Here is a 16,653-nt window from a genome sequence, read left to right on the forward strand (position 1 = left end):
ATGATTCGCTCTCGTTCGGGGTTCGGTGTGCAGGGACAGGGGCGCGTTCTCGCGCGCCGGCACGACCGGGGCAGACGTAAGGCTCTTCTCCCGGTGGCGGCGCGCGGCGGCGGCTCCTATCTGCGGCACCTACAGAGAGCGGTGAGCGTGGACCGTCCGTCGGGCGCCGGTCTGCGCTGCGGGGACGCGCCGCGTACGGCGGGCCGGACGGCGGCGGCCGTCGCGGCCACCCCGAGGTCGGCGGGCGCGGCCGCCTGCCCGGCCGACCGGCTCTGCGGGGCGGCGGCGTCCGTACCGGACGCGCAGTGCGGCCCGGGGTGCGCGCCGTGCGGTGCGGTGGCGGCCGCCACCGGGCCGTAGCGCTCCGCGGACAGCGGCGGCGGGCCGGCCGTACGGGTGTGTCCGTCGAGGCCGGCGTCGACGCCGGCGGAGCATGCGATCGAGCACAGCAGCAGGCCGCCGATGAGCAGCAGCAGGGCGATCAGCGGACGGGACCGCCGGGTGGTTTCCGGGCAGGGGTGTGGACGGGCGCGGGCGCCGAAGGGCACGGGACCTCCGTGACAGGCGTGACGTGGCCGCCGATTCGGGTACGGGGGCACGGGGGTACGCCGAATCGACCGGATCAGCAGGGTCTCTGGGCCGGAATTGGCCGGAAATCTAGACCTGCTGGACCACGGAGCGCGTGGTGTTGCTCAACGGAGGAAGCACGGACGTACCACCGGCCACCCCGAACCGGCCCTGCGCGGGCGCGCGGGAGGCGGAGTCCGTACTGGGCGCGGCGCAGGGAACCGGCAGTTCGGCGCCCTGCTGCGGCTGGCCGGAGACGCAGACCTCGGCCGAGTGATGCGCGGGGACACCTCCGCCACCCTCGTCAACTTCCGCTAGCTGTAGGGAAGGTGACGGAGCGACAGACTGCTCCGCAGCGGCCTGGTCGTGCGTGACGACGTGGGCTTGCGCGGCGACGTGAGCGTGCGCACCGGCAGGGGACGACACCGCGGCCGGCCCGGGGGCGGCGGGATGCGTCTGGCCGCTCTCCGTGCACGTGCCATGCGCGATCATCGCGCCGAACAGCAGCAGGGCCAGCCACAGCGCACGAAGCGGAACCGCGGATACGCGGTCCCGCACGATACCGAAGGGCGACCTGGCCGTTGCCATACCGTGATCGTAGCCCGTGGGGACGGGCCGTTGTGAGGGGCGTCCGCGATGAGAGACGGTTACCGGCCGGATCCGGTGGGACCTGAACCGACGTCAGCACCCCGCCGCTACGGCAGAAGCCGCCGGTGACCCCGTAGGCGCCCCCTTCGTGTCGCGCACGGTGCGCAGCGGCGCCCGCGACGTCAGCGGGGCCTTGCGGGCCGCCTCCACCCTCCGGGTGAACCAGATGACCTTGCCGTCCGAGGTGGCACAGGTGCCCCAGCTGTCGCTCAGCGCCGCCACCGCCGCGAGTCCGCCGCCGGCGGCGCTCTCCAGCCGTGGAAGTGGTGGCCCCTGGTCGGCGACGGAGGCGGTGAGATGGCGGCCGGTCCAGCGGAGTTCGACGACGCACCGGGCGTCCGGGCCGATGTGGCGGTGCACGTTGGTCAGGAGTTCCGCCACTCCCCTGCAGACGGCCGGGATATGCAGTTCGAGGTCCCAGTACCGCAGGTGCGCGGCCACGATGCGCCGCATCTGCGGCACGCGCTCCGCCGAGGCGTGCAGGGCGACCGTGTAGTGGTGCATGGAGTGGCGGGTGGCGTGGTGCGTGGAGTGATGCATGGAGTGGTGTGCGTAGTGGTGGCGGTCCGTGATCCGGTCGTTGGCAGGCGTCATGTCGTGCGCTCCTCACCGCGAGGCTCACGACTTCACCTCGTTGGACCAACGAACCCCGAACACGAAGAGTGAGCAATTAGTCACGTATGGGTCGTGGTCATGGTCACCCGAGGTGCCGGGTGCCGCAACCGCTCGGCGGTGAACGGGTCACAGGTGGGGCAGGACCTTGTCCGGGGTGAGCGGGAGGTCGCGCAGGCGGACGCCGGTGGCATGGTGGACGGCGTTGCCGATGGCCGCCGCGGTGCCGACGATGCCGATCTCGCCGATGCCCTTGCTGCCCATCGGGTTGAGGTGCGGATCCCGCTCGTCGAGCCAGTGCGCCTCGATCGCGGGGACATCGGCGCAGGCCGGGACGTGGTACGAGGCCAGATCGCGTTCGGCGAAGTCACCGAAGGCGGCGTCCAGTCCGCTGCTCTCCGTCAGTGCCATCCCCAGCCCCATGGTCATACCGCCGATGAACTGGGAACGCGCGGTACGGGGGTTGAGGATGTGGCCGGCCGCGAACATGCCCAGCAGTCGGCGCACCCGGATCTCCCCGGTGACGGTGTCGACCTGGACCTCGGCGAACTGGGCGCCGAAGGCGTGCCGGGCGTACGGGCTCTTCGCGGCGGCTTCCTGGCCGGTGTCGGCGGTGACCGTCACCCCCTCGGCGGGGAGCGGCCCCGTGTGGTCGCGCAGCCGCGCCGCGAGCTCCGTGCAGGCCCGGTGGACGGCCCAGCCCCAGGATCCGGTGCCGGCGGAGCCGCCGGCCAGCATCGCGGGCGGCAGATCGCTGTTGCCGATCTCGATCTGCACCCGCTCCTCGGAGGACGCGCCCAGCGCGGCGGCGGCGATCTGCGCGAGGACGGTGCGGGCACCGGTGCCGATGTCGGTGGCGTTCAGGCGGATGCGGTAGCCGCCGTCCGCGTCGGCGTGCGCCTCGGCGACGGATCCGGCGAGGAAGACGGGGTACGTGGACGCGGCGACGCCGGTGCCCACCAGCAGGTCCCCTTCGCGGCGTACGGCCGGACGGGGGTCCCGGGGCAGCCAGCCGAAGCGGTTGGCGCCCTCCCGGAGGCAGCCGACGAGGTGCCGGCTGCTGAACGGGCGGCCGCTGTCCGGCTCGGTCTCCGGTTCGTTGTGGACCCGCAGTTCGACGGGGTCGATGTCCAGGAGGACGGCGAGTTCGTCGACGGCGGACTCCAGGGCGTACATGCCGGGGGCCTCGCCCGGTGCGCGCATCCACGACGGGCTCGGTACGTCCAGCGCGGTGACGCGGTGCGCGGTACGGCTGTGGGGCGCGGCGTACATGACGCGGGCCGGTACGGCCGCCTGCTCGACGAACTCGCTGACCGTGGAGGTGTAGGTGATGATCTCGTGCGCGAGGGCGGTGATGACGCCTTCGGTGGTGGCGCCGATGCGGACGCGCTGGATGGTGGGGGCGCGATGGCCGACGACCGCGGCCATCTGGCCGCGCGGCAGCGCCAGTTTGACGGGGCGTCCGGTGTGCAGGGCGGCCATCGCGGCCAGCACGACCTGGGGGCGGGGCGTGCCCTTGGAACCGAAGCCGCCGCCGACATGCTCGGAGACGACGGTGACCTCGCCCTTGCCGATCTTGAACAGGGCGGCGAGATCGTCGCGCACTCTGGTGGCGCCCTGACTGGAGTCGTAAACCGTCAGATGGCCGTCGTCCCACCAGGCGGTGGAGGCGTGCGGCTCCATGGGGTGGTTGTGCAGCGGGGGGATGCTGTACGTCGCGTCGAGCTTGATCAGCGAGGCCGCGTACGCCGCCTCGAAATTGCCCCTTTCACGGATTCCCGGGAAGCCGCCGTTGACCGATTCCGGCTCGTAGAGGCCGGGGTGGCCGGCCCGGAACCGTACGTCGTGGTCGGCGCTCTCGTAGGTGACGCGGACGGCCGAGGCGGCGTCCCGGGCGGCTTCGAGACTGTCCGCGACGACGAGCGCGACATACCAGCCGCGGTGCGGGACGCGGTCTTCCTGGAGCAGCGCCAGGGTCGGATCGTCGGTCGAGTCGAGGCGCGGCGCGTTCTCATGGGTCAGCACCGCGCACACACCGGGCAGCGCGAGCGCCTCGGAGGTTTCCACGCCGGTGATACGGGCGCGGGCGAAGGTCGCGGGCACCGGCCAGGCGTAGGCGCAGTCCGGCGGGGTGTGTTCGGCCGCGTAACGGGCGGCGCCGGTGACCTTCTCGCGGCCTTCCCGGCGGGCGACCGGGTTGCCCAGCGGATGCGGGGGCGTGCCCTGCGGGAACGGATCGTGGGTCATGGCGCGCGTCCTTGGGCGGTGGGCCAGGTCCTTGGGTGGTCGGGATCGGGTGGTGGGGCTCGGATCGAAGTCGGTTCGCTCGGTGCTGCTTGCGCCTCCGTCAGTCACGGGCGGCGAGGTCGGCCAGTACGCCGACCGTGAGGTTGCGGGCGAGGGGGACCTTGAAGCCGTTCTCGGGCAGCGGGCGGGCGGCGGTCAGTTCGGCGTCGGCGGCGCGCCCGAAGGTGCCCTGGGTGGCGGGGGCGCCGACCAGGACCTCCTCCGCCGCGCGGGCGCGCCAGGGCCGGTGCGCGAGCCCGCCGAACGCCAGCGCCGCGTACTGGATGGCGCCGTCCCGTACCTCCAGCACGGCGGCGACGGAGACCAGGGCGAAGGCGAACGACGCCCGGTCGCGGGCCTTCCGGAAGCACGAGTGGGCGGCGGCCCGTGCCGGCGGGAGCTCGATGGCGGTGATCAGTTCGCCGGGGCGCAGCACGGTGTCCCGCTCGGGCCGGTCCCCCGGCAGCCGGTGGAACTCCGTCACCGGCACCTCGCGCTCGCCCTCGGGGCCATGCAGGTGAACGGTCGCGTCGAGCGCGGCCAGCGCGACCGCCATATCGGACGGCTGGGTGGCGACGCAGTGCTCGGAGTGGCCGATGACGGCGAGATCGCGATGGGCGCCCTCGCGGGCCGGGCAACCGGTGCCGGGTTCGCGTTTGTTGCAGGGCTTGGAGGTATCCTGGAAGTACGTACAGCGGGTCCGCTGGAGCAGGTTTCCGCCGGTGGTCGCGGTGTTCCGCAGCTGCCCGGACGCACCGGCCAGCACCGCCTGCGACAGGGCGGGGTAGCGGTCGCGTACCGGGGCGGCCGCGGCGAGCTCGCTGTTGCGGACCAGCGCGCCGATCCGCAGTCCGCCGTCCGGCCGCTCCTCGATACGGTCGAGCGGCAGCCGGCCGACATCGATGAGCAGCGGTGGCTGCTCCACTCCGAGCTTCATCAGGTCGACGAGATTGGTGCCGCCGCCGAGATAGCGGGCGCCGGGGTGGTCGGCACCGGCCCGTACGGCCTCCTCGACGCTCCCGGCCCGTAGGTAGCCGAACGGTTTCATGACTCCGCACCCCCCGCGTCACGGGCATCGCCGACCGCTTCGACGATGCGGGGATAGGCGCCGCACCGGCACAGGTTGCCGCTCATCCGCTCCCGGATCTCGTCGGGGGTGAGCTCCATCGGCGCTCCGGAGGCCGCGGTGTACGGCGTGACATGCGAAGGGAAGCCGTCCGCGGCCTCCGTCAGCACGCCGACCGCCGAACAGATCTGCCCCGGAGTGCAGTAGCCGCACTGCAGGGCGTCCCGCTCCAGAAAGGCCTCCTGGAGCGGATGCAGCCGCTCACCGTCGGCCCCATCGTTCCCGTGGGCGAGGCCCTCGATCGTGGTGATCCGCCGCCCGTCCTGGGCCACGGCCAGCAGCAGGCAGCTGTTGGCGCGCCGCCCGTCGACGAGGACCGTGCACGCGCCGCACTGGCCGTGGTCGCAGCCCTTCTTGGCGCCGGTGAGACCGAGATGCTCGCGGAGCGCGTCGAGGACCGTGGTCCGGTGGTCCAGAGTCAGCGTGTACGGCGTGCCGTTGACGTGCAGGACCAGCTCGGAGCGCGCGTCGTACGCCAGCGGGGGCTGCCGGTGCGCGGTGGCCTGCGCGTCCGCGGCGGCCGGTTGGTTGGTGGACTCCACTCGCTCGCGTCCTTTCCGATTCCGATCCGAACCACCTGGGGGATCCCATCGGGCTCTGAGCCGCCTGAGTCCTGCCGTCCATCCCGCCGGCTCGGCAGACTCGGCTGTTTCCTGAGTACCAGGAGAGGGCGGCGGCCGCGCGTCGGTGGCCGGGGCTACTTCCGGGTCTCCAGCCGCAGCTGGACCTCCTGCTCCTGGTCGCCGGCGGCGGTGCCGAGCACCCGCACCGCGAACGCGGCGGCCAGCCCCTCGCGCAGCCGGGCCACCGCCCAGTAGCCGCCCTGGATGTTGACGATGACGGGTTCCGTCAGCGGCCGCGGCGCGACCTCCGTCTCGAGGTCGGTCACATCGACGGTCGCGGTCCACACGGTCGCTCCCGGCCCCGGCGCTTCCTCCGGCACGTCGTCCGCGGCCCGGTCGGAGGCGAAGAGCGTGCGCAGGGCGCTGAAGACGGCGTGCGCGTCGTGGGTCGCACAGCTGTCGACCTCCACGACGACCTCGGCCGAGGGGTGTTCCGCGTGTGTCATCTGTTGCGCGCTGTTCACTGTGGGGGCCTTCCTCTGGGAGCCGGACGCTTCCAGGCTCGCCCGCCGGCGCGGTGTGTGCGACCGGAGACTCGTACGAGTGGTTTGAACGGAGGTAACCGCACAATGCACCCCACGAACGTTACCGTGTGTAGTCAGCGCCAACGCGCTGTAGTCGCAACCGTAACCAGAACCACTCGCACCATCGCCGGGAGAGTTCCGTTGACCAGTTCCACCATCGACCACCGCGCCACCGGCTACAGCCTCGGCCACGCACTGAGCATGGCCAGGGCCTCCGAGCTCGCCTACAAGGACGAGAAGACCGTCGAAGCCACCGCCCGCGAATGGGGCTTCGACCGGGTCCGCCACCACATCACCCGGTTCACGCCGCCGTTCCCGCTGGAGGACACCCAGGCGTACACCCTCGCCGGCAAGAACATGATCATCACCGCCTTCCGGGGGACGCAGCCCACGGAGCTGCGCGACTGGCTGTCCGACGCCACCACACCGCCGTGTCCCGGCCCCGGCGGCAAGGGACTCGTCCACTACGGCTTCGGCGAGGCGCTGCAGTCCATCTGGCCCAAGGTCCTCGACGCCATCAAGGAGTTCCGCGACAACAACCAGACCCTCTGGTTCACCGGCCACAGCCTCGGCGGGGCGCTGGCGATGCTCGCCGGTGCCCGGCTGCACTTCGAAGAGCCGGGCCTGACGGCCGACGGCATCTACACCTTCGGCCAGCCCCGCACCTGCGACCGGCTGCTGGCCCGGGAGTTCGACTCGGCCTTCGCCAACCGTATGTACCGCTTCGTGAACAACAACGACATCGTGCCCCAACTCCCGCCGGAGCCCGTGTTCCACCACGTCGCCGCGCTGCGCTACATCGACTCCAAGGGCAAGCTGCACGACGCCATGCCCATGGTCGGCGGCCTGCTCGACCGCGCCAAGGGCCTGACGGCCGACGCACTCGCCCCGGCCTCCGACGGCGTCCGCGACCACTTCATGGACGCGTACGTCAACGCGTTGGAGAAGGCCCAGAGGTGAGGCGGCCGATCAGACCGGCTGGCTCAGGTTGACCGCGTTGCCGTCCGGATCCTGGATGTGGGCGACCCGCTGCCCCCACGGCATGTCATTGGGCGGGCCGGACACCTTGCCACCCAGGGGTGCCACCCGCTCCAGCAGCCCGTCCACGTCCTGGACGGCGATATTGAGCAGGATCCGGACCGGGCTGCCGGTCTCGACGTTCTCGTCCGCGACGAGGACGAGCTCGCCGTTGCCGATCCGCAGTCCTACGAAGAAGACCGAGCCCTCCTCCGGGACACGAGTGGTCTCCTCGGCGCCGAGGAGTTCCGTGTAGAAGCGCTGCAGACGCTCCAGGTCGGGCGTGACGATGACCGGCTGGACGGCGGCGGGCGCGGCGGCTGTGGTGTCGGGCATGGCTGTCTGTCCTTCTGTGGCGAGGTCGGTGAGGCCGGCGTTGATTTCCGGCCTTCTCTGTAGACGTGTAGACCTCTCCCGGGTGGCTCATTCATCGGTCGGGCGCCGGCGTTCTGGGTCGGGGCCTCCGTACGTGCCTCCGCCGCCTCAGGCGAGGGTGGCCGTTTCGGCGGCGGGCGCGTGCGGTGTACGGGCCGGGGCCGGCTGCCGGGGCGCGGCGGTGAAGGTGACGTCGGCCGCCCGGCCGGGGATTTCGACCTCGTCGCCGAGCGCCCATTCGGCGGCCCGGGACGACATCGCGGCCGGGACCGGCTCGCTGATGCCGGGTGCCGCCGGAATGTCGTAGGTGGCATGGCCGTCGTGCGGCAGGACGACACGGAAGCCCAGTGCCAGCGCCGTACGTGCGGTCGCGGCGACGCACATCTCGGACAGCACTCCGCAGATGGCCAGCGCCTGCACCCCGGCGCCGGTGAGCAGCGGGCCCAGCGGGGTCTCCTCGAAGCCGTCGTCGTCCGTCTTGCGGACCACGGTCTCCCGGGGGCCGGGTGCGATGGGCAGATGGAGCTGCCAGCCGGGCGTCTCCGGCTCGTCGACGGCGCCGGGCGGCCCGTCGTTCTGCAGATGCACGACGAGGGCACCGGCGGCGCGGGCCCGGGTGATCAGGTCCCGGCTGCGGTCCAGCACCCGGGCCGCGTCGGGGACCGCCTCGTCGCCGGAGACGAAGGCCGACTGGACGTCGACGACGAGCAGGGCCTCGACGGGGCTGATGGATGTCTCGGTCATGCGCACCATCTTGCGGGCGGGCCGCGGCGGTGATCGTTTCCCCCGTCGGAATCCGGACACGGGACGCTGAGCCGTACGGGCCCTCATTGTTGCCACGGTCATCGAACCGGACGGATCATCCCGTACGGGAAGCCCATTCGAGGACCACGACACCGGGGAGATCCACCGTGGACAGCACCTCCGTGGAACCTGACGCCGTAGAGCCCGGCTCCGAGGAGCCGGGCTCCCCAGAACCGGACTCCGCAGCACCGGACTCCCCGCGGCCCGCCACCGTCAGCGGCCACTGCGCACCCGGCTTCGAGGGCGTACGCGCCGCGTTCGAGCGGAATTTCCGGGAGCACGAGGAGATCGGCGCGGCGGTGGCGGTGACGGTGGACGGCGCGCCGGTCGTCGACCTGTGGGGCGGTCACGCGGACGCGGCTAGGACCCGCGCATGGGAGCGCGACACGCTGGTGAACGTCTACTCGACGTCGAAGGGGATGACCGCGCTCTGCGCGCATCTGCTGGTGGACCGGGGCGAGTTGGACCTCGATACGCCGGTCGCCCACTACTGGCCGGAGTTCGCACAGGCCGGCAAGCAGGACATACCCGTGCGCTGGCTGCTCAGCCACCGCGCCGGTCTGATCGCGCCCCGTGAGCAGCTGGCCGTCCCGCGTGCGTACGACTGGGACGATGTGTGTGCGGCGCTGGCGGCCGCCCGGCCCTGGTGGGAGCCGGGCACGGCGCAGGGCTATCACGCGGTGGCCTTCGGATATCTGGTCGGCGAGGTCGTCCGGCGGATCAGCGGGCAGTCACTCGGCGCTTTCCTGCGCGGCGAGATCACCGGGCCGCTCGGCGCGCGGCTGTTCATCGGCACGCCGCCCGAGGAGCACACGCGCTGTGCGGACATGGTCGGGCAGCTGACCGAGGCGCGGCTCGCCGAGCTGCTGCCCGGCTTCCCGAAGCCGCCGTTCAGCGCCCTGTCCGACCATCCGCTGGCCGTCGTCGCGCTGGCACTGACCTATATCCCCACCGGTGACGTCAACAGCGCCGCCTACCGCTCCGCCGAGATCCCGGCGGGGAACGCCCATGCCACGGCCCGCGGACTGGCCACCGTGTACGGCGCCCTGGCCGGCGGCGAGCTCGTCGGGCCCGCCACCCTGGAGGCGATGCGCCGTCCGCAGAGCCTTCCGGACGAGCCCGATCTCGCGCTCGACGCGCTGGCGCCGGCCGGCACCCAAGTCCGCTGGGGACTGGGGTACATGCTCAATCACCAGGGTCAGGCCGGGCCCAACCCCCTGGCGTTCGGACACGGCGGGGCGGGTGGCTCCTACGCCTTCGCGGACCCGGAGAACCGGTTGTCCTTCGCGTACACGATGAACAAGTTCGGCGGCGAGACGACGGGCGACGACCCGCGCAACAAAGGCCTGGTGAGGGCGGTGTACGAGGCCCTGGGCCGGGCGCGGGGCTGACGCCGAACGGGCGCCGCCACCTCGACATTGATGACGATGCCCAACCGCCGGTCACCGGCGCCGAACAGACCCTCCTCGTCCAGCCGCGCCATCGCCGACTCCATCGCGCGCAGCCGCAACCGCTCGCCGTAGCAGCAGAACGGGGAGTCGGCGTAGCGCCGCGGACCCGGCCATGACCCATCGGACACGCCCTGGCGCCTCCGCCGACCATGCGGACAGCGAGGGGCCGAACGCCTCGCCAGAAGCGGTGATCCGGATACTCCCGGAACAGCTCCGACACCGCCGCGCGGGTCGCTTCGTGGAGCGCGTCGGCAAGATCGGACTCGGTCGGCGGCGCCGTGCCAACTCCTCTGCGTGTGGGCCTGTTTCGGACGTCGTAGGGACGTCCACCTGGCCGACAACACGGTGATTACAATGCGTACCCGTTCGCCCACTTTCAGTGATGAACCAATGGTGACGATCGCGGGGTGCGCCCACCCCTCCCCCGCGTGGTGCCGAACGCCATTACCTGGAGCAATAATGGATAAATGCGGCATGGATCCGGTCTCCGCGCGGGGGCGAGGGGCACGGGAGAGGGCGTGGTGAGCATGGCCATGGACGAGTCGGTTCACGAGGCGTACGCGTTCGTCTGCCTGCACTGCGGACACGGATGGGAAGAGGACTACGAGATCCGCCACTCCGTCGACCTGGCCGGCCGGCGACGCTCCGACTACTTCGTGGGCGGCCTCCCGGTCGCCTCACCGCTGAGCCGCGCCTCCTGCCCGTCCTGCCGCCGCGGTCCGATCCGCATCCTGCGCTCCGGCCGGGTGACGGCGGCGCGCTCATCCCTCCACCTCCCCTCGCCCATGTAGCCGAACGGTCAGCAGCCGACGAGCAGTAGCCGACGGCCGCTCACCAGCCGGTGTAGAGCAGGTGGTTGACCAGAAGCGCCAAAGCGGCCTGGGCGGACAGCCAGTGGCGGTGCCGGTCCATGGGCAGCAGCGCGGTCGCGGGCAGCAGCCAGGTGGCGAAGGGGAGCCAGATGCGTTCCGTCTCGGCCTTGCTCATTCCGGAAAGGTCGGCGACGAGGACGGCGGTCAGGGCGGCCAGGGTGAGGAGCGCGAGCCGCCCGGACGGGGACCGCCGGAGGGCGGCGAGGGGCCGCCGCCGGAGGCCGGTGGAGGTCGGCCGGAGGGCGGTGGGGGCCGCCACGAGGGTGCGCCGGAGGCCGGCGACCGTGGCGAGTCCGGTGATCAGGACGGTGCAGGCGAGGTTCGCCCAGATCCAGTACGCGTACGGGCGTACGGCCGCGGCGCCTTGGTAGTAGCGCTCGACCAGCAGACGGTAGCCCTCCCACCAGTCGAATCCGGCCAGGGTGAAGGCGGCCACGACGGCGGCCATCCCGATGAGCGCGAGCGGCAGCGGTCGGGTCGTGCGGGTGATCAGCAGGACCGCGGCGGCGATCAGCGCGATGAGGGTGAGGCCGTACGAGAGATAGCAGGTCAGGCCGAAGAGCAGCCCTGAAGCCAGGGCGGCTGCCGTGGGGGCGCGGACGGTACGGGTCGCGGCGAGAGCGAGCAGCGCGAGCGCCCATGCGGCGACAGCGGCGAAATAGCCGTCCGCGGAGGTGCCGGCCCAGACCGCGGCCGGTGCCAGCACCAGGAACGGGGCGGCCCGGCGCGCGGTCACCTCGTCGGTGAGGGCACGCAGCGCGATGAGGACCGCGGCCGCGGCGGAGGTGCCGAGGGTGATGCACCAGATCCCGGCCCAGGCACCGCCATCCAGACCGATGCGGTCGAGGCCGACGAAGGTGAGGACCGCGGCCGGCGGGTGCCCGGCGACATGGGCGGGCCAGTGGTCCGGCGCGTCGTTGAGGATGTGATGGGTGAAGTCGCGCACCGCCGGGCCGAGATCGTCGAAGCGGCGGATGACCGTCAGATACTCGTACTTGGTGGCGAGGCGGCCGGCGACACCGGTGTGCCAGCCGTCGATCAGGGCCAGCGACCAGGTCCAGGCCATCGCCGTGGCCCAGGCGGCCGGGACGAGGGCGCGCCAGGTCAGCCGGGCCGCCATCGGGGGCCCGTACACGATCACGAGGGCGGCGACGGTGAGCGCGGCGGGGGTGCCGGGGCCCAGATGGGGGAACCACGAGGCGTAGAGCGGGGGCCAGTTGAGGTGCAGGCTGCCGTTTGCGCGCTGGATGACGGTGCCGACGACCGCGGCGACCGTGACGAGGACGGCGCCGGCCGCGGCGGCGAGCAGATCGGCCCGGCGCGGGCGCCGGGTGGGTTTCTCGGGCGGCGCGGTGCGTTCTCTGCCGGACGTCGTGGTGCGGTCTTCGGGGGTCACACCGGCACGCTAGGGCGTCGGCGGCCGGCTACGGCCGTCCGGCGGGGCGGCGTCACCGATCCGTCAGATGTCACCGCCGACATCAGGTGACCGCAGACCGGCGTCTGATGCGGGCCGACGCCTGATGCAGACCGACGTCTGATGCGGGCCGGCCTCAGAATGCAGGCCGACGTCAGACTTTCGTCACGCGTCGCAGCGGCCGTGGCGCGCCGATCGCGGCTTACGGTCGGAGCATGAGCGCCGACCGCCTCAACTCCGCCACATCCCCCGCACCCCCGGTTTCCCCCACCTCACCGGCCTTCTGGCGCAGTCCGCTGCGCGGTCCCCGGCTGACCGCGCTGCTGGGTGTCGTCCTGCTGGCCGGGGTCACGCTGCTGTTCGTGACCGGGATGCTGTCCTACGCCGCGTACAACCCGAATCTGGCCGGCGGGGTCAACGACCAGACGCCCGACAAGGGCCTGCTGGGCTTCTACCTCTTCGACTGGCCGACGGACCCGGCGTGGCTCTACCGCGTGACCCAGGGTCTGCATGTCACCCTCGGCGTCGCGCTGGTGCCGATCCTGCTGGCGAAGCTCTGGTCGGTGATCCCGAAGCTGTTCGCGCTGCCGCCGGCCCGGTCCGTGGGCCATGCGCTGGAGCGGCTGTCGCTGCTTCTGCTGGTCGGCGGGGCACTGTTCGAGTTCGTCACCGGGATCCTCAACATCCAGTTGGAGTACCTCTTCCCGGGGTCGTTCTATCCGCTGCACTTCTACGGGGCGTGGGTGTTCACCGGCGCGTTCGTCGCCCATGTCGTGCTGCGCTTTCCGCGGACGCTGCGGGCGCTGCGGGAACGTACGGACCCCGGGCGGGGCGGGCCGCAGCGGACAGCCGACGACGACACCGGGCTGGTGGCGCCCCGGCCGGACCCGCCGACCGTCTCGCGGCGCGGTGCGCTGGCACTGGTCGGCGGCGGATCGCTGCTGCTGCTCGCGACGACGGCTGGGCAGAGCATCGGCGGGTGGTGGCGCCGTACGGCCCTGCTGGCGCCGCATGGAGGCCCCGACCCCGGCAGCGGCCCCAACGGCTTCCAGATCAACAAGACCGCGGCGTCCCGCGGCATCAGACCGCAGGACACCGGCGACGACTGGCGGCTGACGATCGAGGTCGGCGGGCCGGGGGCGCCTCCCGGCGGTAGCGGAAGGAGGGTCCGGCTCAGCCGTACCGATCTGCTGAAGCTGCCGCAGCACGAGGCGGCGCTGCCGATCGCCTGCGTGGAGGGCTGGTCGACGGACGATCAGCGGTGGAGCGGGGTGCGGCTGCGCGATCTCGCCGCGCTGGTGGGGCTCGGCGAGCAACCGCCGGACGTGCTGGTCGAGTCGCTCCAGCTGCACGGCGCGTTCCGGCTGGCGGCGCTGCGCGACAACCAGGTGCGCGATCCGCGGTCACTGCTCGCACTGCGGGTGGGCGGCGAGGATCTGTCGCCGGACCACGGCTATCCGGCGCGGATCATCGTCCCGGCGGCACCCGGAGTGCTCAACACCAAGTGGGTGGCCCGTATGACGTTCGGGGAGTGGTGATGGCGCGAGGCGAGCGGTCGAAGGAGCCGGAGGGATCGAAGGAGCCGCGGCGATCGAAAGAGCGGGAGAAGCCGGAGGCGCGGCCGGCGCGGTGGCAGCGGGCGGTGGTGCCGGCGCTGCCGGGGCGGTCGAACCGGGCTCAGCGGGCAGCGCGGGTGCCGTCGCAGAAGAAGCGCCGTCGCCGCTGGTACGGCGAGGGGCCACTGCATCTGGTGCTGATGCTGGGCTCGTTCGCGCTCACCGCCTATGCGGGCCTACGGCTGCTGGCCGGTGAGCAGTGGCCGCTGGTGATCGTGTGGTTCGTCGGGGCGGCGCTGTTGCACGACCTGGTGCTGCTGCCGCTGTACGCGCTCGCCGACCGGGCGGTGCGCAGGGGCACGGCGGCGACCGACCGGCACCGGGCGTGGACGCTGTACGTACGGGTCCCGGCCGCCCTGTCCGGGCTGCTGCTGTTGGTGTGGTTCCCGCTGATCGCGGGTGCGGGGAGCGGCTCGACGGCGCATTACGAGTCCGTCACCGGCCTGCCCGGCGATGTCTTCCTCTCCCGCTGGCTGCTGGTCACGGCCGGGCTCTTCGCGCTCTCGGCCCTGTGGCTGCTGTGCCGTACGGTTCAGCCACGGCTGCCGGGTATCTCGCGGCGACGGCGCAGCGCGACAAAGCAGCGTCCGGCGGACGGCCGCTGATCCTCGCCTTCGACGGCACTCCGCTCCTCGGCGACGGTCCACTGTTCGACGCATGTCCAGCCCGCAGCCCTGGCATACCGCAGCAGCGCCGGGGTGCCCACCCGGGCCCAGGGGAAGAGAGCGCCCTGTGCACCGCGTCCGCCGCCGAGACCGTTGGCGACCCGTACCTGGACCCGTTCGTCGACGTCCGCCCCGTCGGCGTACGCCGGTGTGGTCTCGACGATGAGCAGCCCGTGGCGGGCGACCAGTTCCGCCGTCCGGACGAGCAGGGCGGCGGGGTCGCCGCCGATGCCGATATTCCCGTCCAGCAGCAGCGCCGTACCCCAACTCCCCTCCTCGGGAAGGGAGTCGAAGACCGAACGGCGCAGCGCGGCCCCGCCGATCGCCGTCGTACGCGCCACCGCCGCATCGCTCACATCGACGCCGAGCGCCCGGTGACCCTGCGCCGCGAGGGCGGCGACCAGCCGGCCGGGCCCGCAGCCGATGTCGAGGACCGTGCCCTCGCAGCGGCGTAGCGCCGACAGGTCGGCGGCGTCCGCCCCGGCGCACCAGCGCTCGACTTCCAGCGGCAGCAACCAGCCGTCGGTGCGGCGCAGGAACAACGGGCCGCGGCCGCTGCGCAGCGCGTCGGCGTACGGGTCCGCGCACCAGGAGACGGCGTCGTGCCGAGTGGTCGGCGCCGTGGGCGGCATCGTGGGCGGCATGGTGCTGCTCACCGTCCGAGGGCCGGGGTCAGCCGGGCGAGAGTGGCGGCGAACCGTCCGCCCGGCGCGGCCGCCGCGACCCGCCGGGCGTCGTCCGCCGTGTCGACATCGCGCAGCGGCGGCAGTTCGCGCACCCGGAGTCCGGCGGCGGTGAGGCGGGCCCGCTGGGCGGCACCCGTACGGCCGGTGGACATCGGGACGCCGCGCAGCAGCCGAGGATCCGGGGCGGCCAGGCCCAGCGCCCAGAACCCGCCGTCCTCGGCGGGGCCGAACCAGGCGTCGCAGTTCCGCCAGGCGTCGGGTTCCAGGGCCGGGGCGAGGATCCGGGGTGTCACCTGGGGGGTGTCCATGCCGATGAGCAGCGTCGGGCCGGCACTGCCGGCGAAGGCCGCGGCCAGCCGCTCGTCGAGACCGCCGGGACATTGCGGCCGGACGTCGAAACCGGCCGGGAGCCAGTTGCCCGGCCGGCCGTCGAGAACGACGACTCGCCGCCGGGCCGGCATGGCGCTCACGGCCTGGAGGGTGTCGTGCAGCGCAGCCTCGGCCAGTTGGGCGGCCTGGTGCGGGCTGTAGGGCGGGGTGAGGCGGGTCTTGACCCTGCCGGGCACCGGTTCCTTGGCGATGACCAGGACCGTCGTCGGCTCCGGACGAACTGCGGGTGCGTTCATCGGGCGGTTTCCTCCATCTGCCGGGGCCGGCCCAGCACCGCCCGCATATCGCGTACCGCGTGCCAGGTGCCGCGCCAGGTGCCGGTGACCTTCGACCGGCCGGTACGCGGCCGGTAGGGCACGTTCCGCTCCTCGATGCGCCAGCCGGCGTCGGCGGCGCGGACGACCATCTGCAGCGGATAGCCGCTGCGCCGGTCGGTGAGGCCGAGGCCGAGCAGGGCGGTGCGCCGGGCGGCACGCAGCGGGCCGAGGTCGTGCAGTCGCAGTCCGGTGCGCCGGCGCAGCATCCGGGAGAGCGCCAGGTTGCCGAGCCGGGCGTGCGCCGGCCAGGCGCCACGTCCCTGCGGGCGCCGGCGACCGAGGACCAGATCGCTCTCGCCGTCATGGACGGCACGGACGAACGGGATCAGCAGGGCCGGGTCGAGAGAGGCGTCGCAGTCGCAGAAGCAGACGATGTCCGCTTCGGCGGCCAGCAGTCCCGCGTGGCAGGCGGCGCCGAAGCCGCGGCGCGCTTCGTGTACGACGGTGGCGCCCAGCGCGCGGGCGATCTGGGCCGAGCCGTCCGTGGAGCCGTTGTCCACGACGATCGCCCGCCAGCCGGCCGGGATGCGCGCCAGCACCCAGGGCAGTGCGGCGGCCTCGTCCAGACAGGGCAGCACGACGTCCACGGAGGCGGGGCCGGAGGTTGCGGGAGGGGTCGGGAGAGGGGAGTTCGTCACGCTGCCACCCTAGGAATCAGAA

General features: G+C 72.7%; 18 protein-coding genes and 1 pseudogene. 5 read left to right on the top strand and 14 right to left on the bottom strand.

What is annotated here, in order from left to right; translation table 11 throughout:
• Positions 1-116 precede the first annotated feature (116 nt).
• The 7 genes from FCH28_RS24900 to FCH28_RS24930 form a co-directional block, all read right to left on the bottom strand.
• Positions 117-548 (bottom strand): hypothetical protein, encoded by a 432-nt coding sequence (locus tag FCH28_RS24900; protein ID WP_136742378.1) that lies wholly within the window; start codon positions 546-548, stop codon positions 117-119.
• A gap of 109 nt (positions 549-657) precedes the next feature.
• Positions 658-1,155: a hypothetical protein gene (locus FCH28_RS24905; protein ID WP_136742379.1), complete on the bottom strand. Its 498-nt coding sequence runs from the start codon at positions 1,153-1,155 to the stop codon at positions 658-660.
• A 93-nt stretch (positions 1,156-1,248) separates the two neighbouring features.
• Positions 1,249-1,719 (bottom strand): ATP-binding protein, encoded by a 471-nt coding sequence (locus FCH28_RS24910; RefSeq protein ID WP_136742546.1) that lies wholly within the window; start codon positions 1,717-1,719, stop codon positions 1,249-1,251.
• 237 nt (positions 1,720-1,956) lie between these two features.
• Positions 1,957-4,074 (bottom strand): xanthine dehydrogenase family protein molybdopterin-binding subunit, encoded by a 2,118-nt coding sequence (locus tag FCH28_RS24915; protein ID WP_136742380.1) that lies wholly within the window; start codon positions 4,072-4,074, stop codon positions 1,957-1,959.
• A gap of 100 nt (positions 4,075-4,174) precedes the next feature.
• Positions 4,175-5,161 (bottom strand): FAD binding domain-containing protein, encoded by a 987-nt coding sequence (locus tag FCH28_RS24920; protein WP_136742381.1) that lies wholly within the window; start codon positions 5,159-5,161, stop codon positions 4,175-4,177.
• Positions 5,158-5,718, bottom strand: a complete 561-nt coding sequence (locus FCH28_RS24925) for a 2Fe-2S iron-sulfur cluster-binding protein (RefSeq protein WP_187363922.1) — start codon at positions 5,716-5,718, stop codon at positions 5,158-5,160. The genes FCH28_RS24920 and FCH28_RS24925 overlap by 4 nt, the downstream gene beginning before the upstream one ends.
• A gap of 218 nt (positions 5,719-5,936) precedes the next feature.
• Entirely contained in the window at positions 5,937-6,326 is a 390-nt protein-coding gene (locus FCH28_RS24930; protein WP_136742383.1) for a hypothetical protein, read from the bottom strand.
• Positions 6,327-6,527: 201 nt separating this feature from the next.
• Between FCH28_RS24930 and FCH28_RS24935 the strand changes: the two genes are divergently transcribed.
• Positions 6,528-7,346: a lipase family protein gene (locus FCH28_RS24935; RefSeq protein WP_136742384.1), complete on the top strand. Its 819-nt coding sequence runs from the start codon at positions 6,528-6,530 to the stop codon at positions 7,344-7,346.
• 9 nt (positions 7,347-7,355) lie between these two features.
• Here FCH28_RS24935 and FCH28_RS24940 read toward each other — a convergent pair whose 3' ends face one another.
• Together FCH28_RS24940 and FCH28_RS24945 are read right to left on the bottom strand one after the other, a co-directional pair.
• Entirely contained in the window at positions 7,356-7,739 is a 384-nt protein-coding gene (locus tag FCH28_RS24940) for a VOC family protein (RefSeq protein ID WP_136742385.1), read from the bottom strand.
• A 147-nt stretch (positions 7,740-7,886) separates the two neighbouring features.
• A complete protein-coding gene (locus tag FCH28_RS24945; protein WP_136742386.1) occupies positions 7,887-8,522 on the bottom strand; it encodes an isochorismatase family protein in 636 nt (211 codons plus the stop codon).
• A gap of 167 nt (positions 8,523-8,689) precedes the next feature.
• Between FCH28_RS24945 and FCH28_RS24950 the strand changes: the two genes are divergently transcribed.
• Entirely contained in the window at positions 8,690-9,973 is a 1,284-nt protein-coding gene (locus FCH28_RS24950; protein ID WP_246103161.1) for a serine hydrolase domain-containing protein, read from the top strand.
• Between the two features lie 65 nt (positions 9,974-10,038).
• Here the strand turns inward: FCH28_RS24950 and FCH28_RS39930 are convergent.
• Positions 10,039-10,509 (bottom strand): annotated as a pseudogene (locus FCH28_RS39930) (hypothetical protein); the annotation flags it as partial.
• Here FCH28_RS39930 and FCH28_RS24960 point away from each other — a divergent pair.
• Positions 10,501-10,824, top strand: coding sequence for a hypothetical protein (locus FCH28_RS24960; protein ID WP_246103163.1), 324 nt, complete (start codon positions 10,501-10,503; stop codon positions 10,822-10,824). The pseudogene FCH28_RS39930 and the gene FCH28_RS24960 sit on opposite strands and share 9 nt — an antisense overlap.
• A gap of 40 nt (positions 10,825-10,864) precedes the next feature.
• Here FCH28_RS24960 and FCH28_RS24965 read toward each other — a convergent pair whose 3' ends face one another.
• Complete coding sequence (locus FCH28_RS24965; protein ID WP_136742387.1) at positions 10,865-12,301, bottom strand: hypothetical protein; 1,437 nt, start codon at positions 12,299-12,301, stop codon at positions 10,865-10,867.
• Between the two features lie 233 nt (positions 12,302-12,534).
• Here FCH28_RS24965 and FCH28_RS24970 point away from each other — a divergent pair, with 233 nt between their 5' ends.
• Together FCH28_RS24970 and FCH28_RS24975 are read left to right on the top strand one after the other, a co-directional pair.
• Positions 12,535-13,857, top strand: a complete 1,323-nt coding sequence (locus FCH28_RS24970; protein WP_136742388.1) for a molybdopterin-dependent oxidoreductase — start codon at positions 12,535-12,537, stop codon at positions 13,855-13,857.
• Between the two features lie 218 nt (positions 13,858-14,075).
• Entirely contained in the window at positions 14,076-14,540 is a 465-nt protein-coding gene (locus tag FCH28_RS24975; RefSeq protein WP_246103199.1) for a hypothetical protein, read from the top strand.
• Here the strand turns inward: FCH28_RS24975 and FCH28_RS24980 are convergent.
• The 3 genes from FCH28_RS24980 to FCH28_RS24990 are packed head-to-tail and all read right to left on the bottom strand — an operon-like array spanning position 14,468 to position 16,631.
• Positions 14,468-15,256 (bottom strand): class I SAM-dependent methyltransferase, encoded by a 789-nt coding sequence (locus FCH28_RS24980; RefSeq protein WP_425471989.1) that lies wholly within the window; start codon positions 15,254-15,256, stop codon positions 14,468-14,470. The genes FCH28_RS24975 and FCH28_RS24980 overlap by 73 nt on opposite strands.
• Complete coding sequence (locus tag FCH28_RS24985) at positions 15,253-15,912, bottom strand: TIGR04282 family arsenosugar biosynthesis glycosyltransferase (protein WP_136742389.1); 660 nt, start codon at positions 15,910-15,912, stop codon at positions 15,253-15,255. The genes FCH28_RS24980 and FCH28_RS24985 overlap by 4 nt, the downstream gene beginning before the upstream one ends.
• Positions 15,909-16,631: a glycosyltransferase family 2 protein gene (locus tag FCH28_RS24990; RefSeq protein WP_246103165.1), complete on the bottom strand. Its 723-nt coding sequence runs from the start codon at positions 16,629-16,631 to the stop codon at positions 15,909-15,911. Before FCH28_RS24990 ends, FCH28_RS24985 begins: the two co-directional genes overlap by 4 nt.
• Positions 16,632-16,653 lie beyond the last annotated feature (22 nt).

The sequence above is a fragment of the Streptomyces piniterrae genome, assembly GCF_005048155.1.
Lineage (GTDB): Bacteria > Actinomycetota > Actinomycetes > Streptomycetales > Streptomycetaceae > Streptomyces > Streptomyces piniterrae.

What these genes read in the sequence shown, in the direction of transcription:
- FCH28_RS24905 (WP_136742379.1), bottom strand. Translation starts at nt 1,155, where the DNA reads ATGGCAACGGCCAGGTCGCCCTTCGGTATCGTGCGGGACCGCGTATCC.
- FCH28_RS24960 (WP_246103163.1), top strand. Translation starts at nt 10,501, where the DNA reads ATGCGGCATGGATCCGGTCTCCGCGCGGGGGCGAGGGGCACGGGAGAG.
- FCH28_RS24970 (WP_136742388.1), top strand. Translation starts at nt 12,535, where the DNA reads ATGAGCGCCGACCGCCTCAACTCCGCCACATCCCCCGCACCCCCGGTT.
- FCH28_RS24915 (WP_136742380.1), bottom strand. Translation starts at nt 4,074, where the DNA reads ATGACCCACGATCCGTTCCCGCAGGGCACGCCCCCGCATCCGCTGGGC.
- FCH28_RS24920 (WP_136742381.1), bottom strand. Translation starts at nt 5,161, where the DNA reads ATGAAACCGTTCGGCTACCTACGGGCCGGGAGCGTCGAGGAGGCCGTA.
- FCH28_RS24975 (WP_246103199.1), top strand. Translation starts at nt 14,076, where the DNA reads ATGCTGGGCTCGTTCGCGCTCACCGCCTATGCGGGCCTACGGCTGCTG.
- FCH28_RS24945 (WP_136742386.1), bottom strand. Translation starts at nt 8,522, where the DNA reads ATGACCGAGACATCCATCAGCCCCGTCGAGGCCCTGCTCGTCGTCGAC.
- FCH28_RS24985 (WP_136742389.1), bottom strand. Translation starts at nt 15,912, where the DNA reads ATGAACGCACCCGCAGTTCGTCCGGAGCCGACGACGGTCCTGGTCATC.
- FCH28_RS24910 (WP_136742546.1), bottom strand. Translation starts at nt 1,719, where the DNA reads ATGCACCACTACACGGTCGCCCTGCACGCCTCGGCGGAGCGCGTGCCG.
- FCH28_RS24940 (WP_136742385.1), bottom strand. Translation starts at nt 7,739, where the DNA reads ATGCCCGACACCACAGCCGCCGCGCCCGCCGCCGTCCAGCCGGTCATC.